General features: G+C 66.6%; 11 protein-coding genes. 4 read left to right on the top strand and 7 right to left on the bottom strand.

The annotated features are described in order from the left end of the window. Window positions 1-360: 360 nt before the first annotated feature. The gene (gene mltF, locus F816_RS0111995; RefSeq protein ID WP_019594921.1) at window positions 361-1,827 is read left to right on the top strand and encodes a membrane-bound lytic murein transglycosylase MltF; all 1,467 of its coding nucleotides are present in this window, start codon (window positions 361-363) and stop codon (window positions 1,825-1,827) included. Here the strand turns inward: mltF and F816_RS0111990 are convergent. Genes F816_RS0111990 through F816_RS0111975 form a run of 4 tightly spaced genes read right to left on the bottom strand, consistent with a single transcriptional unit; the run spans window position 1,814 to window position 4,567 of the window. Then, window positions 1,814-2,908 carry a DUF3524 domain-containing protein gene (locus tag F816_RS0111990; protein WP_019594920.1) on the bottom strand — a complete coding sequence of 365 codons (1,095 nt, stop codon included), beginning with the start codon at window positions 2,906-2,908 and terminating at the stop codon, window positions 1,814-1,816. The genes mltF and F816_RS0111990 overlap by 14 nt on opposite strands. A gap of 53 nt (window positions 2,909-2,961) precedes the next feature. Continuing rightward, on the bottom strand, window positions 2,962-3,339 hold the full coding sequence (locus tag F816_RS0111985; protein WP_019594919.1) for a DsrE family protein: 378 nt from the start codon (window positions 3,337-3,339) through the stop codon (window positions 2,962-2,964). 36 nt (window positions 3,340-3,375) lie between these two features. After that, on the bottom strand, window positions 3,376-3,936 hold the full coding sequence (locus F816_RS0111980; protein WP_019594918.1) for a carboxymuconolactone decarboxylase family protein: 561 nt from the start codon (window positions 3,934-3,936) through the stop codon (window positions 3,376-3,378). After that, window positions 3,926-4,567, bottom strand: coding sequence for a TetR/AcrR family transcriptional regulator (locus F816_RS0111975; protein WP_019594917.1), 642 nt, complete (start codon window positions 4,565-4,567; stop codon window positions 3,926-3,928). The genes F816_RS0111980 and F816_RS0111975 overlap by 11 nt, the downstream gene beginning before the upstream one ends. 63 nt (window positions 4,568-4,630) lie before the next feature. On the opposite strand from F816_RS0111975, the gene F816_RS0111970 reads away from it, so the two are divergent. Beyond that, on the top strand, window positions 4,631-5,356 hold the full coding sequence (locus F816_RS0111970) for a hypothetical protein (RefSeq protein ID WP_019594916.1): 726 nt from the start codon (window positions 4,631-4,633) through the stop codon (window positions 5,354-5,356). A gap of 27 nt (window positions 5,357-5,383) precedes the next feature. Here F816_RS0111970 and F816_RS0111965 read toward each other — a convergent pair whose 3' ends face one another. Then, on the bottom strand, window positions 5,384-8,614 hold the full coding sequence (locus F816_RS0111965) for an EAL domain-containing protein (protein ID WP_019594915.1): 3,231 nt from the start codon (window positions 8,612-8,614) through the stop codon (window positions 5,384-5,386). A 237-nt stretch (window positions 8,615-8,851) separates the two neighbouring features. Beyond that, window positions 8,852-9,172, bottom strand: coding sequence for a high-potential iron-sulfur protein (locus F816_RS0111960; RefSeq protein WP_019594914.1), 321 nt, complete (start codon window positions 9,170-9,172; stop codon window positions 8,852-8,854). Between the two features lie 293 nt (window positions 9,173-9,465). On the opposite strand from F816_RS0111960, the gene F816_RS0111955 reads away from it, so the two are divergent. Continuing rightward, complete coding sequence (locus tag F816_RS0111955; RefSeq protein ID WP_019594913.1) at window positions 9,466-10,008, top strand: outer membrane beta-barrel protein; 543 nt, start codon at window positions 9,466-9,468, stop codon at window positions 10,006-10,008. Between the two features lie 99 nt (window positions 10,009-10,107). Further along, entirely contained in the window at window positions 10,108-12,867 is a 2,760-nt protein-coding gene (locus tag F816_RS0111950) for a cation-transporting P-type ATPase (RefSeq protein WP_019594912.1), read from the top strand. Window positions 12,868-12,912: 45 nt separating this feature from the next. Here F816_RS0111950 and F816_RS0111945 read toward each other — a convergent pair whose 3' ends face one another. Continuing rightward, window positions 12,913-14,988 carry a bifunctional diguanylate cyclase/phosphodiesterase gene (locus F816_RS0111945; RefSeq protein ID WP_019594911.1) on the bottom strand — a complete coding sequence of 692 codons (2,076 nt, stop codon included), beginning with the start codon at window positions 14,986-14,988 and terminating at the stop codon, window positions 12,913-12,915. Window positions 14,989-15,054: the final 66 nt, after the last annotated feature.

The raw sequence follows: 15,054 nt of genomic DNA, 5'->3' as shown, positions 1-15,054 counted from the left end.
GGTGTTCCCCCTGGGCGTCACCGATCGATTCGCACGCCCGCGCTCGAGTTGTTGATCAGTGTCGCCCTGGGCCTCAAGGATGCCCGCTGGGTTTGGCGGGGCCTTGGGTCTTGTTCCGGGCCCGGTCGTTCGCTCGGCGGCAGGCCGGACTTCGACTGTACAGGGCGTGTCGCCCTTGTGCCCACCGGCACGGGTGAGTCGAACGTCCGTGAACGGATGCCTGATGATTCCGCAACCCCGCGAGCATGGGTGTTTTTGAGAACCATTCCGCAAAACCCTAGTCTCTGTATCGGACATTCATGGATCCGTCATGGAATCGGTTGGCGTTTGACGCCGGCTGCCGACGGGAAGGAAACCGGTATGACCGAAGAATCGAAGCGCAAGGGACGGGGCACTCGCACCGCACGCTGTGGGCGGCCCCTCCAGGCATTGATCCCGGCCGCCCTGCTGGCGTTACTGGCCGGGTGTGGCTCGGAGAACGGGCAATCCGGAACGATGGTTTCCAACGCGGCTGCGGGCGATCGCCTGGCCTCCGTGGAGGAGACCGGCACGCTGCGCGTGGTGACCCGCAACGCACCCACCACCTGGTACTTTGACCAGCATCTGGAGACGTCCGGCACCGAGCACGACCTGGTCGAAGGCTTTGCCCTGGCGCATGGCTGGAAGGTGGAATGGGTCATGGCCGACTCGGTTTCCGGTGTCCTCGAGGCGCTCGAATCCGACGCGGCGCACATGGCGGCAGCGGGTCTGACCCATCTGCCGTCGCGCGATGAGCGCTTTCGCCGCGGTCCGCACTACATGGAGGTGAGCGAGCAGGTGGTCTGCCATCGCGACTTGTCCGGCCTGCCGGGTTCGACGGACGAGCTGGAGGGTGTCGATCTGGTCGTCTCGGCCGGCAGCAGCTACGTCGAAACCCTGGAGGAGGCGCTGCCGGAATCGGTCGAGTTCGAGGTGCGCGAGATTGGCACCGAGCGCCTGATGGCGCAGGTCGCCCGGCAGGAGATCGGCTGCACCGTGGCCGATTCGCACATCGTGCGTTATAACCGCCGCTCCTTCCCGCATCTCGACATCGCCTTCGATCTGTCCGCGCCGCGCGCGTTGGGATGGTATGTCGATCCGGAACACGCCGAGCTCGCCGAGCTGGCCGCGACCTGGATGCAGGGCGCCGGTGGTCGCGAGCTGCGCGACCTCGTGGACGAGCGCTATTACGCCTACATCAACCAGTTCGACTTCGTCGACCTGCGCGCGCTGAACCGGCGCATAGAGGATCGCCTGCCCCAGTACCATCCCCACTTCGAGGAGGCGGCCGAGCGCACGGATCTGCCCGCGGATCTGCTGGCTGCACTGGCCTATCAGGAGTCGCACTGGGATCCGGAGGCGCGCAGCCCGACGGGCGTGCGCGGGCTGATGATGCTGACCCGTCGCACTGCCGAGTCGCTGGGCGTCGATCGCCTGGACCCGGTGGAGAGCATCGACGGCGGGGCCCGCTACCTGCAGCGTCAGCACGGGTTGCTGCCGGATGACATCGTCGAACCGGATCGAACCTACCTGGCGCTGGCGGCCTACAACATCGGCCGGGGCCACCTGCTGGATGCGCGCCGCCTGGCGCGCGAGCTGGGACGGGACCCGGATCGCTGGGCCGACATGCGCGAGATCCTGCCGCTACTGACCGAGGAGCGTTACTACAAGGATCTGCGCTACGGCTATGCGCGCGGGTATCAGCCGGTGTACTACGTGCAGCGCATCCGCAATTACCGCGACGTGATCCGCCCGGTGTTCGTGGCCGAGGACGAGATGTCGGATCGGGTCGTCGTCAGCCGCGATTGACCCGTGGCCCCTTGCGGTCGCCCATAACGAGGTCGTCCAGCATCCCTTTCCAGTGCGGCTCCAATCGCCCCGGCGTCCACGCGCGGACGTCGGGTGCGGGTGGGGCCCCTTGTTGCAGCCATGCCTGTAGGCGCTCCGTCAGCGTGTCTACATCGCCTTGCGGGTAGCGACAGGCATCGGGGTATTGTTCGCGGTAGGCCAGGGCATCCGGGACCAGCGGTGTGGCACCAGCGGCGCTGGCCTCCAGCACTGCCAGGCCCTGGAACTCGTGCCGGGCGGTACTGACGACGATACCTGCGCGGCCCAGTAACGCGTCATATTCGCAGCGGGGCAGCTTGCCATCGGCGATGATCCGGTTCCCCAGGGCCTCGCGCAGCTTTTGCAGGGGTTCGGGGACGTTCGCCGGCCGCGGCCCCAGCAGGGCAAGACGGAAATCCACGCCCGACCCGGCCAGCGTCAGCATGGCCTCGGCAAAGACCTCCGGGGCCTTGTCGTACTCCCACCGGTGATTCCAGAGGATCAGGCCCGGATCGCGAGCGCCGCTGGCCACGGTCGTTGGCTGGATCGGCACCGGTAGGATCGCGCTGCGCTCCGTCAGTCGGTCCCGTATCCCGGGAGGTACCGCATCCGGCATGCGTCCGAGCAGGGTCGCCATCCCTTCCAGGAACGAGTCACGGTTGAACGCCGAGTTGAAGGCGATGCGGTCCGCGGCCAACGCCGCATAGATCTGCACCATCTGCGGGTCCACCGAATCCACCTGTTGCGGGCCCAGCGGATAGGCAAACTGGTTCTCGTGCACGTAGTAGAGCGTGGGCAGGGCGGCGAGGTGGGGCTGGAGTCCGCGCAGGGTGGCGAGATCCACCATCGAGGTGGCGATGACTGCGTCGGCTTCCGTGGTCGCCAGTTCGTCCAGCCAGGAGATCGGGTTGCCGCGGATGCGCCAACGGAAGTGGCGCCCCGGCAGTTCCAGTAGCCGCCAGTCGAACGCATCGAAGGTGCTGGTTAACCAGTCCGCCCAGGCCGCGTGGCTGTCGGCGCGATAGGCGGACAGCAGGAGGATGAGCTTGCGATGGTCCGGCACGCCCCTGTACGCCTCCGGTCGGAGAGGGGCCACCGGTGCGGCCCCTCGTGTGATTACCAGGTCAGGACTTTGCCGGCCGACTCCAGCGAAGGCAAGGCCTGCGAGGGCGTAAGCAAGGGGAGGTCCGAGTAGGCCAGATCCGATTCATCCATTCCGTTCAGCTCAAGCGATTGCCGGCAGCCCATCATCTGGACGCCGTTGTCCATGGCGTTCTTCATGAAGTCGGCGATGCTCTTGCCGCCCTCCATGGGATGGATGTTCTCGGCGACGCCGGTTTTCAGCAGTTCCGTGGCCGGCCCGGTGAAGTACATGATGACGTTCTGTTCGCTTGCGGCGGCGGTGGCCGCCAGAAAGAAGGCCGACGGCAGACGGCGTTTGTTCTCCGGCCCGGTGATCATGATGACAACAAGATCGGCGGTTTCTTCGCTCATGTTGGTTTCTCCTTCGGGGACGTCGGCACGGCGCGGTTATGCGCCCGGTGTCGTCCAGCGCTCGTCGGCCATGGGCTCGTCGACCGGGGTGCCGGCGATGTGGTTGGTGTAGTTGGACAGGGTCTTCAGGCCGATCGCCAGGATCACCTCCAGCATCTGCGGGTGCGTGTAGCCGGCGTCCAGGAAGGCCTTCTGGGTGGCCTCGTCGACCCAGCCACGCTGTTCGACCATGGCGCGGGTGAACTGGCGCAGCGCCTCCAGCTTCGGGTCGTCGATCGGCCGGTCCTCGCGCAGCGCATCGATCACGCCGTCCGGAACGCCGGTCATGCGGCCGGTCATGCTGTGCGCGGCCATGCAGTAGTCGCATTCGTGATAGCGGCTGACCGTCAGCAGCAGGGTGCACTGCTCGGTCGGGCTCATGGAGGTCTGCTGCAGCAGGGTATTGAGGGACAGATAGGCCTCCGCCAGGGCTGGCGCGCTGGCCATCTTGCGGATCAGGTTGGGGACCATGCCGAAGGTCTGCTCGGCCTGCTCGAAGGCTGGCTTCGCGTCGGGGGCGCTGGTGGCGTCATGCAGGGGGAAGTGTTCATCGCTCATGGTAGACCTCCGGGGTCGGGTTGAGCAGAAGCGCCCCGAGCGCGGGGCCCAGGCGCAGGATCGTGGCCGGATCCTGATCGGCCTTGGCCATCACCAGGATCCCTTCCATTAGCGCCAGCCACTGTTCGGCGGCGGCACCGGTGTCGGTTTCGGGCGGAAGCTCGCCGTTCTGTACGGCCGCGTCCAGCACGGTGCGAAAATGTGCGGTGACCGCATCCAGGTGCTTCCGGATCGCGTGGCGCAGGGCCGGGTTGTGGGTACCCATCTCCACCGCCAGGTTGCCGAAGGGGCAGCCGGGCAGCTGACCGGATTCCGTTTGCATCCGCGCCTCGAAGGCATGGATCGCATGGACGAACGCGTCGATGCGCGCGCGGAGTCCGTTGGCGCCCGACAGCCCGGGGATCAGCACTTCGCGCTCGAAGTCCGCGTAGAGCGCGTCCAGCATCGCCAGGGTGAGCGCCTCCTTCCCGGGGAAGAAGTGATACAGACTGCCCTTGCGCACGCCCGCCTGCGCGCAGATCTCGGCGATGCCGACGGAGGTGTAGCTGCGCGTGACGATGAGGTCGCGGGCGGCCTGCAGCAGGGCTTCGCGGCTTGCACCGCGGGTGTCGTTGGGTGTGATGGCTTTCATGTCTTTGCACACTAGTTTACCGGTCGGTAAAGTGCAAGGACGACACCTGGTACGGAGGAGTCAATGACGCGCGAACGGGGCATGCAGGGTGGGGACGAGGGTGGCGTGGCCATCCCGGTGCACTACGCCGAATCCTGGGCGGATGGCTTTGGGGTGCGTGGCTGGAAGCTGGATCGGCCAGGACGCGGCGCGGACGTGATCGCGGCGACGCCCTTTGCCGGCGAGCGCATCCCGACGTCGGTGTTCGTGCACGACATCGTGGACCATCACTTGTGCGGGTTTGCCCTGTCCGGTTATCGCGACGAGGCCGGGGCATTGATCCAGCTGGCGGAACGCACGGGTTCCGACCCGGTCCCGGACTTTGTTCAGATTATCGACGAGGATTTGATGCCGGGCGCTTTCGAGAGCGATGACTGGCGCGAGCTGTTGCCCGCATCGCTGGTTGCGACGGTGGAGGCCGCCGCGGATACGCGATCCGGGATGGCGCAGTTGCGCCAGCAGTGGGGTGACGGGGTGCTGCGCGCGCTGTGGATTGCCGGGTTCGTCGAGACCGGCTGGGGGCTGGCGGATGCGGCCCGTGCCGGATGGGAGCGCCACGGCCTGGAATACGCGGCCCGGGGTGCCACTGCGTTGGCGCTGCAGCGGCTGTTCGAGCGGGTCGATGCGAACGTCCTGGAACAGGGCTGGATACAGGCGGAAGGCGAGTTCCGGGTCGCGACGGATGCCGTCGGCTTTCACTTCGAGGGGGACGGGGCGGAGCTCGTTGAGGGTGTCGAAGTGATGGACTGAGCCGCTCTCCGGAAAGGAACGCTGGGCCTAGTCCGTGTCGCCCCGTTCGCGGGGGATCTCCAGGGATGGCCGGTGCAGGTGATAGCCCTGCGCCATGTCCACGCCCAGCTCGGCCAGCATCGCGAGGGTCGGGCCGTCTTCCACGCACTCGGCGACGGTGCGTTTGTCGAGACCGCGGGCGACATCGACCATCGCGCGGATGAAGGCCTGATTGTCGCGGTTGTTGGGTAGGTCGCGTACGAACATGCCGTCGATCTTGAGGATCTGCACGCCCAGGTACTTGAGATAGGCGAAGGTGGAGAAGCCGGAGCCGAAGTCGTCCAGGCACACCGTGCAGCCGGTCTGCTGCAACGCCTCGATGAAGCGCTGGGCGTCCTGCATCTCGGACACCGCGGCGGTCTCGGTCAGCTCGATGATCAGCCGGCGGGGTTCGACTGCATGCTGTGCCAGCTGCTGGGCGATGTACTGCGGAAGGCTGGGTTCGTCGAAGCTGCGCCCAGAGATGTTGATCGCGATGCCGGCAATCGTCGGATCGCCGGCCAGGCGGGCGATGCTCTCGCGGATTACCCAGCGGTCGATATCCAGGATCTGGCCAGTCTTCTCCGCGATCGGGATGAACTGGCCGGGCATGCTGATCTCGTCGGGTTTGGTCGGGTCGCGCATGCGCACCAGGGCCTCCAGGTGGTGCAGGTGGCCGTCATCGATGGCGTAGATCCCCTGGTAGTGCAGCTCCAGATGGCCCAGTTCCAGGGCCGAGGCGATGCGCTGGCTCCAGGACATCCGCTCCAGCATGTTCTCGGCGGTGTTGCGGCTGCGGTCGAATACCGCCCAGGTGTTCTTGCCCAGGTCCTTGGCCTGGTACATCGCGGTGTCCGCGTGGGCCACCAGGTCCTCCACGTTGTCACCGTGCTCGGGGTAGTGGGCGATGCCGATGCTGGCGGTGAGTCGGTAGTTCTGGCCGCGGAAGCGGAACGGGATCGAGGCGATCGCGCGGCCAACGCGTTCGGCTAGCTCGATCGGCTCGTGCTCCGAGTCGCGATCCACCAGAATGGCGAACTCGTCGCCACCCAGGCGGGCGAAGATATCCTGGCTGCGAACCAGCGCGGCGATCTCGCCGGCCGCGCGTACCAGCACGGTGTCTCCGGCGCGGTGGCCGAAGGTGTCATTGATGGTCTTGAATTCGTCGAGATCGAAATACAGCAGGGCAAAACGGCCTTTGCGGCGACGTTCGCTGTGGATCATGTGTTCCAGGCGCTTCTGGAAGTGATGGCGGTTGTAGAGCCCGGTCAGGGCATCATGGTCGGCCAGATAGACCAGCTGCTGGGCGGTCTGGCGTTCGTGGGTCACGTCCTCGTACAGCCATAGGCGGCCGATGGTGCGCTCGTCGGTATCGTGCACCGGGTAGGAGACCTGGGTCAGGATGCGCCCGTCGTACAGGTCGACCTCGAAGCGTTCGCTGATCTCGTGGGTATCCAGCACGTGCAGCACATGGCGCGAGGCGTGGTCCGGCCGGGCGAAGCGGTGGGTGGAGTGCTCCAGCACCTCGCGTGAGGCCCGTCCCACCAATTCCAGTTGGTTGTCGATGTCCCACATCCGGCGGAAGGCCGGGTTCACGTATTCCACTCGGCCTTCACGGTCCTCGAACAGGATGCCGATGCTCATCGCGGAGAGCAGGGCGGCCATGCGCCCCTGTTCGCGCTGGGTCAGTTCCAGCAGTCGGGATTGTTCGTCGCGCGAGGTCTCCAGCTCGGCCAGGGCCTGCAGCAGCGCCTCTTCGTTGTGCTTGCGCTGGGTGATGTCGTGCGAGATCGCCACATACCGGGCCGTCTCGCCGCGGGGCGCCACCATCTGCAGGGAGATCTCGACCGGCACATCGAAGCCGTCGCGATTCCGGTGGTTGGTATCGAAGCGGAGCTGGTCGCGTATGCCCCGGCGCAGCGGCTCGATCAGCTGACGAAAGCGGCCTTCCGGGAAGTCCGGCTTGATATCAAAGGGGTGCAGGGTCAGCAGTTCCTCGCGTGGGATGCCGGTCTGGTCCACCGCTCCCTGGTTCACGTAGATGAAACGCAGGGTCTCGACGTCGAACAGGAAGACCGCGTCCAGGGTCAGATCGAGGGTGGAGCGAAAGGCCTCCAGTTCGTCGGTCTTGGCGCGCAGGCTCTCGCTGGTGGTGACCAGTTCGTCGGCATCGATCACGTGGCCCTGGATGTACCGAAGCCGGCCCCGGTCGTCGTAGGTGCCGGTCCCACGCTCGAAGACCCAGCATATGCCGCCGTCCTGCCGCATCATGCGCCACTGGATCTGGAACTGACCGGAGCGCTGAAGGCCTTCCGAGACCTCGCGCCATACCCGTTCGCGATCATCCGGGTGGATCAGGTCGCCGAACGTCATGCCGCCCTCGACAAAATCCCCGCGCGGGTACCCGGTGAACTCCTCGAGTGCGCCCTCGGCATTGATCACGTCCCAGCTCGGGTTGTTGCGGCAGCGATAGACGAAGCCGTTGATGGTGTCGAGGATGCGCAGCAGGTCGTCGCCCTGCTGGGTGCCCAGGGTGCGGGTCAGGCTCATCAGTGCGATGCCGGCGAGGAGGGCCGTGAACATGCGCAATAGCTGTACCGGCAGCCCGCTGGCCTCGAGGAGGTCGCCATAGGTTGGCAGCCAGCCGGGCAGCCCCGAATCGACGGTCCCCGGGAACGGGGTCAGCAGGGCATAGCCGAGGAAGGCCAGTGCCAGGGTGGCTACGGCTGGATGGTGGCGGCCATGATCGCCGGGTTGCGGCGCGCGCAGGGCGGGGCGCCGCAGCAGGAACCAGAAGGCCAGGCCGACGAGCAGCGCGCCGGGGAAGCCGACCAGGTAGCGCCCGCCATTGGCGAGGCCGCGGCCCGGATCCTCCGCCATCCCGATGACCAGCAACAGCCCGGCGGCGATGACTGGGTACAGCCACAGGGCATCCAGGCGGATGCGCGCATGGCTGGTGATCAGGGCGCGCCGTCCGAACTCCAGCAGCGGCGCATAGGAGAGCAGCTGCCAGGTGGCGTTGAGCCACGGGTCCCGTGCCGACGGATAGTGAAACCCCGCGGCCTGCAGGAATTCGTAGGTGCCATGGATCAGGCCGAACAGGGCCAGTAGCCAAAAATGCCGGGCAAACGGCAGTGTGCCATCGCCCCTTGGCAGGATCAGGGCGACTACACCCAGCGAGAAGAATGCCAGGCCGTAGACCAGGTAGAGGATGGTGAAGGCGGCGGGCGAGAGGTCCATTAGCGGCCGACTCGCGAGTCGGGGCGTGGGTCGCCGGAGGCGATGCGGCGAGACGGCCGGGATGAGTGGTCAGGCACGCACATTCCTTTCGGCCACGTTTGACAAGGGAGAGGCCGGTTTACGGAATTGAGGGTCTAGCTTGCGGGGAGGTGCGGCGGGGATGCAAGTCGCAGCGGGGGAGCGCTGCGGGAGGCAAGCGTCCGGCCCGGATACCCGGACCGGACGGAGGTGTCAGGATCAGGCCCCGACGTACTCGTCACACCAGCCAGCGGCGTTCACCTGAACACCCTGGAAGTCGGCGTGGAAGCACTGGCCCCATTCGGAGTCGCCGCCGCCCCAGAAGGCGCAGTTCTTGCACTTCTCGCCTTCCGAGTAGTCCTCGTGACCGGCAGCATCTGCTGCATTGTTCACGTAGTCGTGGCGATGGCCGTCCTCGGCCTTGGGGTTGTCGGCCTTGGCCGTGGACATCCCAGCCATGCTGATCACCGGGATAGCCGCCACGGCCGCGGATGCCTGACGCAGGAACTTTCGACGGTTTGCATTCGGTTGGTCGGACATGAGGTCCTCCGTTTGCTTCTGAGTGGATGGTTCTTCTTGTTGCTTGGAAGAGCGAACTTCGCCTTTTCGGGTTGGGCGGGTTCACCCCCTTCGAGGCCTTCGGCCGCCGAGGGTTCCCCTGAATTTTTCAGGGATCAGGAAAACCCTTCCGGGGTTGAGCTTCGGCTGAGAGATGCAACTGCGGGGAGGAAAATTCCATTCCGGGCCACGCGTTCCGTGAGCGCGTGATGAAGATCACGCCATGCTGGGCTACCATTAGCGTCTGCTTATTCATGTTGATCAGGAGGTGTGCGATGCAGCACAAGAAGACGATGTCGATGTTGGCCCTGGGTGCATTGGTGCTGGTGCCGTTCGCGCAGGCCAGCGCGGTCGAGCGTGGCATGGAGCCCAGCGTGGCCCTGCTGGGCGGGGTGGTTTCTCCGGACCTCTCCGATGCCAGTTCCGATGCGGCCTATGGGGTCGAGATCGGTGCCAATTGCCAGTTGTTTCAGCCGGCCACCGGGGTGCTGCGGCATCACTTCAGCGTGAGCCGCTACAGCGACGACCCGCTGAAGATGACCAGCGCCGAGATCAACAGCCACTGGATGTTCGAGCCCAACGAACGCCTGTCGCTGGGTTTCGGTCCGGGCATCGGTTACGTGCGCGCCAAGCTGGACGACGACACCAACGGCCTGTGGGCGGCCCAGGTGGGCGGCAGCCTGAAGTACCAGCTGGATCGTCAGTGGTTCCTGGGGCTGGAGGCGCGCTATCAGTTCACCGAGAATGACCGCTTCGACGGCCGCCGCGCGGATGCCGACAACATGCGCGTGATGGGCAAGGTCGGTATGCAGTTCTGATCGGTTCGCCGGTGTGGCGCTCTGGGGGGCTTGTCGTCCCCCGGGTCCCGAGTGACGATAGGGCGACATTAATCAGTGTTTCCCTGGAAGTGGTTGCCCATGCCCGAAGCTCCCGACCCTCAATCGCCCCGCGATGATCGCGATGTCCCGGCATGGCACAGCCAGAATGCGGATGCCGCACTCGAACACTGGGGGGCCTCGCGCGAGGGGCTGACGGCAGAACAGGTCGAGGAGCGCCTGGCGCACTACGGCCCCAATCAGTTGCGTCCGCCCGAACGGGCGGGCGTTCTCCGGCGCTTCCTGCGCCATTTTCACAACGTCCTGATCTACATCCTTCTGGTAGCCGCGCTGGGAACGGCGCTGCTGGGCCACTGGGTGGATACCGGCGTGATCCTGGCCGTGGTCCTGATCAATACGCTGATCGGATTCGTCCAGGAAGGCAAGGCGGAGAAGGCCCTGGACGCCATCCGCCGCATGCTCTCCCCGCGCGCGCTGGTCGCGCGCGGTGGCGAGCGGCGCGAGATCCCCGCGGAGCAGCTGGTCCCGGGGGACATCGTGTACCTGCAGGCCGGGGACCGGGTACCCGCGGACCTGCGCCTGTTCGAGACCAAGAATTTGCGCCTCGAGGAGGCCGTGCTGACGGGCGAGTCGGTGGCGGTGGAGAAGGAAACCGCTGCGGTGGACCCCGACGCGAGCCTCGGTGATCGCCGCGGCATGGCCTTCTCCGGGACGCTGGTCGCCTTTGGCCGCGGCACGGGTGTGGTGGTGGCGTCCGGCGAGCACACCGAGATCGGTCGCATCTCCACCATGCTCGGCGAGGTCGAGGGGCTGGAAACGCCGCTGGTGCGCCAGATGGAGCAGTTCGGCCATTGGCTGGCCGCGGTGATCGTGGTGATCTCGATGGCCACCTTTGCCTTCGGTTACTGGGTGCGCAGCTATCCGCTGGACGAGATGTTTCTGGCTGCGGCCAGCCTGGCGGTGTCCACCATCCCCGAGGGATTGCCGGCGATCATGACCATTGCCCTGGCCATCGGGGTGCAGAAGATGGCGCGGCGCAATGCCATTATCCGCCGCCTGCCGGCGGTGGAGACCCTGGGTTCGGTCTCCGCGATCTGTTCCGACAAGACCGGCACGCTCACGCGCAACGAGATGACCGCTCAGACGCTGCGTACGGCCACCCGCGAGATCCTCGTCAGTGGCGTGGGTTATGCCCCGCAGGGTCAGTTCTCCGAGGACGAGCGGGAGATCGACCCGGATGACGACCCGCTCTTGAGCGAGGTGCTGCGGGCGGGTCTGTTGTGCAACGATGCCCGGCTTTACGAGAAGGACGGCGACTGGGTGATGGAGGGGGATCCGACCGAGGGCGCGCTGATTACCCTGGCGCGCAAGGCCGGGCTCGACCTGCACCTGGAGGGCGAACGGTTGCCGCGCACCGACGTGATCCCCTTCGAGTCGGATCATCGCTACATGGCCACCCTGCACCACGACCACGAGGGGCATGCGTGGATCTTCCTGAAGGGCGCGCCCGAGCGCGTGCTGGAGCTTTGCAGCGAGCAGCAGGTGGATGGCAAGACCCGCGAGGCGCTGGATCCGGATCACTGGCATGCGGCCATGGAGGCGGTGGCGGCCCGCGGCCAGCGCCTGCTGGCGGTCGCGGTGCGCGAGGCCGAAGCGGACGGTGGCGAGCTGCGCTTTGACGATGTCGAGGCCGGTGGCTTCACCCTGCTGGCGCTGGTGGGCATCATCGACCCGCCGCGCGAGGAGGCCATCCGCGCGGTGGCTGACTGTCGCGCGGCGGGGATCGACGTGAAGATGATCACCGGGGACCACCTGGCCACTGCGCGGGCGATCGGTGAGCAGCTGGGGCTGGGGCGCGATGCCGAGGCGCGCGCCGGCCACGAGCTGGATGCGCTGGACGATGCCGCGCTGGCGGAGATCGCGGAGCGCACGGATGTCTTCGCGCGGACCTCGCCGGAGCACAAGCTGCGGCTGGTGAAGGCGCTGCAGACGGGCGGACGGATCGTCGCCATGACCGGCGATGGGGTGAACGACGCCCCGGCGCTGAAGCGCGCGGATGTGGGTGTGGCCATGGGCGGGAAGGGCACCGAGGCGGCCAAGGAGGCCTCGGAGATGGTGCTGGCGGACGACAACTTCGCGTCCATCGCCCATGCGGTCGAGGAGGGCCGCACGGTCTACGACAACATCCGCAAGGCCATCCTGCACATGCTGCCGACCAACGCCGGGCAGTCGCTGACCATCATGATGGCCATCCTGATGGGCCTGGCGCTGCCACTGACCCCGGTGCAGGTGCTGTGGGTCAACATGGTGACCTCGGTCACGCTGGCGATGGCGCTGGCCTTCGAGCGCGCCGAGCCGGGGGTGATGCAGCGCCCGCCCCGCGCGCCGAATGCCCCGTTGCTGTCCGGCTTCCTGCTGTGGCGCATCCCGTTCGTTGCCTTGCTGCTATGGGCCGGCACCTTCGGGCACTTCGTCTACATGGAGAGTCTCGTCGGGGTCGCCGACGAGGTCGCGCGCACGGTGGCAATCAACACCCTGGTGGCCGGACAGGCGTTCTACCTGCTGAATCTGCGGCTGATCCACCAGCCGGTGCTACCGGGCGGGGAGCTGTTCCGCTCGCGCGCGATGTGGCTGGCGATCGGAGTGCTGGTGGTGCTGCAGCTGGCGTTTACCTATGTCCCGCTGATGCACACGCTGTTCGGGACCACCGCCATCGGTGCGGACGACTGGGCGCGCATCCTGGCTTTCGGGCTGGCGGTGTTCGTGATCGTGGAGCTGGAGAAGCTGGTGGTGCGTCAAGTGATCGCGCGCCGGCGTGGGGTGGCAGCGCAGGCCGTGTGACACGCACCCCCATGCTTTTCCGAGTCCATGCAGCTATCGGTCGTTCTACCGACAGCCCACCAGGGCATCGCCGGAAAGCAGGGCCGTGGCGCTGGCGGCGTCCACCGGTGGGGAATAGTAGTAGCCCTGGGCCAAGGTGCAGCCGAGGGCGCGCAGTGTCGCGGCGTGGGTATGGCTTTCGACGCCCTCGGCCACGGCCTCCAGACCCAGGTTGCGGGCCATGTGGATCACGGTCTGAACCAGGCGCTGGCTGTATTCGTCGTGGTCCAGCCCGGAGACGAAGCTGCGATCGATCTTGAGGATGTCCAGCGGTAGCCGGTGCAGGTAGCTGAGTGACGAGTAGCCGGTGCCGAAGTCGTCCATTGCCAGGCTGATGCCCAGGGCCTTGAGCCGGTGCAGGGTCTCGATCAGCTCGTCGAGGTTGCCGAGCGTCGCGGTCTCGGTGATCTCCAGGCGCACCTGGGAGGCCGACACCCCGGTGCCGGCAAGAATGGTCTGCACCTCGTCGACCAGTCCCGGGCGCGTGAGCTGCCGGGCGGAGAGGTTGGTGCTGATGGTCAGCGGCATCTCCGGGTAGTCGATACCCCATTGCACGAGCTGACAGCAGGCCGTGTAGAGCACCTGCATGTCGATCAGGTGGATTTGCCCGGTGTCCTCGGCGATGGAAATGAAGTCGTCCGGCGCGACCAGCGCGCCGTTGCGCTGCCAGCGCACCAGGCCCTCGAAGCCGGTGATGCAGTCCTCGCCGAGTGACACGATGGGCTGGAAGTGGACGATGAAGTCGCCGCGCTCCACCGCATGGCGCAGGTCGGTCTCGAGGGCCAGACTTTGCAGCGCCTGGGTCTGCATGCCGGGGTCGCAGAATTCGCAGCGGGCCTTGCCCAGTGACTTCGCGCGGTACATCGCCATGTCTGCCTCGCGCATCAGGTCGTCCGGCGTGGCCGGGCGCGCGGGGTCGTCCGCCGCGTTGGTCTCGCGGGCGGGGCAGCTCTGGCCGTAGGGGCGGGTGGCAATGCCGATGCTGACGGTGACGTAGATATCCTGCCCGGCGATGGTGAACGGCTCGTGCAGCACGGCCTGCAGGCGTTCGGCCACGCGCAGGGCGTCCACCGGCTCGTGCAGGCCTTCCAGCAGGATGGTGAATTCGTCGCCGCCCAGGCGCGCGAGGGTGTCGTCCGGGCGGTTGGCCTCGTCCCCCTTGGGTCGCGAGACGGTGTCGTTCTGGCGCAGGGCGTTCAGCAGGCGCCGCCCGACCCGCACCAGCAGTTCATCGCCGGCCGGGTGCCCAAGGCTGTCGTTGACGACTTTGAAACGGTCGATATCCACGAACAGCACAGCGAACAGGTTGAAGGGTTCGCGGGTGGCGCGGGCAATGGCATGGGCCAGGCGGTCGTGGAACAGGCGGCGGTTGGGGAGCCCGGTCAGCTGGTCATGGGAGGCGTTGTGGAGCAGGTGTTCTTCGTGGCGGTTGCGTTCGATCACGCGGCCCAGTTGCACGCCGATCTGCCACATCAGCCACAGCAGGTCGGGGTCGGTGGCGGTGGGTTCGGTGGCGAAAAACTCGAGGACGCAGGCGACCTCCTGGCCGACCATGACCGGGAACGCGAATCCGGACCGCAGGCCGCTGGCGGCGGCCTGCGGTGCCCGCGGGAAATTGTCGTCCGCGGCCAGGTCTTCGATCCATGCTGGTTCGCCGTGTGCCAGTACCCGGCCGGGTAGCCCGTGGCCACTGGCAAAGGGCGTGTTGTCGGTGTTCTCGCGGAACTCGGTGAATGGCTCGGCGGCGGCGAGGTGCCAGATGCCGGTGGGGTTCAGCTCTCTGTAGTCGCTGTTTTCGTCGTGTCGGGCCAGATAGGCATGCCCCACCGGCCAGTCGAGGTACTGCCCGATGGCCGCGAGGGCCGAGCGCAGAACATGCGCGATGGAGTCCGACTGGTTGGCCGTCGAGGCAATGGTGTTGAGCAGCTCGATCTGTTTCTGCTTGGCGTAGACGTCCTGCAGCCGGGTCTCGGCCAGGGTCTCGGCGCGGCGCCTTGCCTGGCGTTCCTGCTCGACCAGGCCTTGCAGACGGGCTTGTTCGCTAACCGCCGCGAAGTCGTTGGCGCGTCGATTCACGCGCACCCCCGGTGCTCGTTGTGACACGCGCGCTGTTTGGCGTCATGCATGGGCCCCTCCCGGCCGTCCTTG

Origin of the sequence: Thioalkalivibrio sp. ALM2T (assembly GCF_000381505.1) — a bacterium.
Classification (GTDB): domain Bacteria; phylum Pseudomonadota; class Gammaproteobacteria; order Ectothiorhodospirales; family Ectothiorhodospiraceae; genus Thioalkalivibrio; species Thioalkalivibrio versutus.
This window is presented reverse-complemented; position numbering and strand designations above follow the sequence as displayed.

Bases quoted from the DNA above. Each gene is read 5' to 3' on its own strand.
- mltF (WP_019594921.1), top strand. From the start codon at position 361: ATGACCGAAGAATCGAAGCGCAAGGGACGGGGCACTCGCACCGCACGC.
- F816_RS0111985 (WP_019594919.1), bottom strand. From the start codon at position 3,339: ATGAGCGAAGAAACCGCCGATCTTGTTGTCATCATGATCACCGGGCCG.
- F816_RS0111970 (WP_019594916.1), top strand. From the start codon at position 4,631: ATGACGCGCGAACGGGGCATGCAGGGTGGGGACGAGGGTGGCGTGGCC.
- F816_RS0111955 (WP_019594913.1), top strand. From the start codon at position 9,466: ATGCAGCACAAGAAGACGATGTCGATGTTGGCCCTGGGTGCATTGGTG.
- F816_RS0111965 (WP_019594915.1), bottom strand. From the start codon at position 8,614: ATGGACCTCTCGCCCGCCGCCTTCACCATCCTCTACCTGGTCTACGGC.
- F816_RS0111960 (WP_019594914.1), bottom strand. From the start codon at position 9,172: ATGTCCGACCAACCGAATGCAAACCGTCGAAAGTTCCTGCGTCAGGCA.
- F816_RS0111975 (WP_019594917.1), bottom strand. From the start codon at position 4,567: ATGAAAGCCATCACACCCAACGACACCCGCGGTGCAAGCCGCGAAGCC.
- F816_RS0111980 (WP_019594918.1), bottom strand. From the start codon at position 3,936: ATGAGCGATGAACACTTCCCCCTGCATGACGCCACCAGCGCCCCCGAC.
- F816_RS0111950 (WP_019594912.1), top strand. From the start codon at position 10,108: ATGCCCGAAGCTCCCGACCCTCAATCGCCCCGCGATGATCGCGATGTC.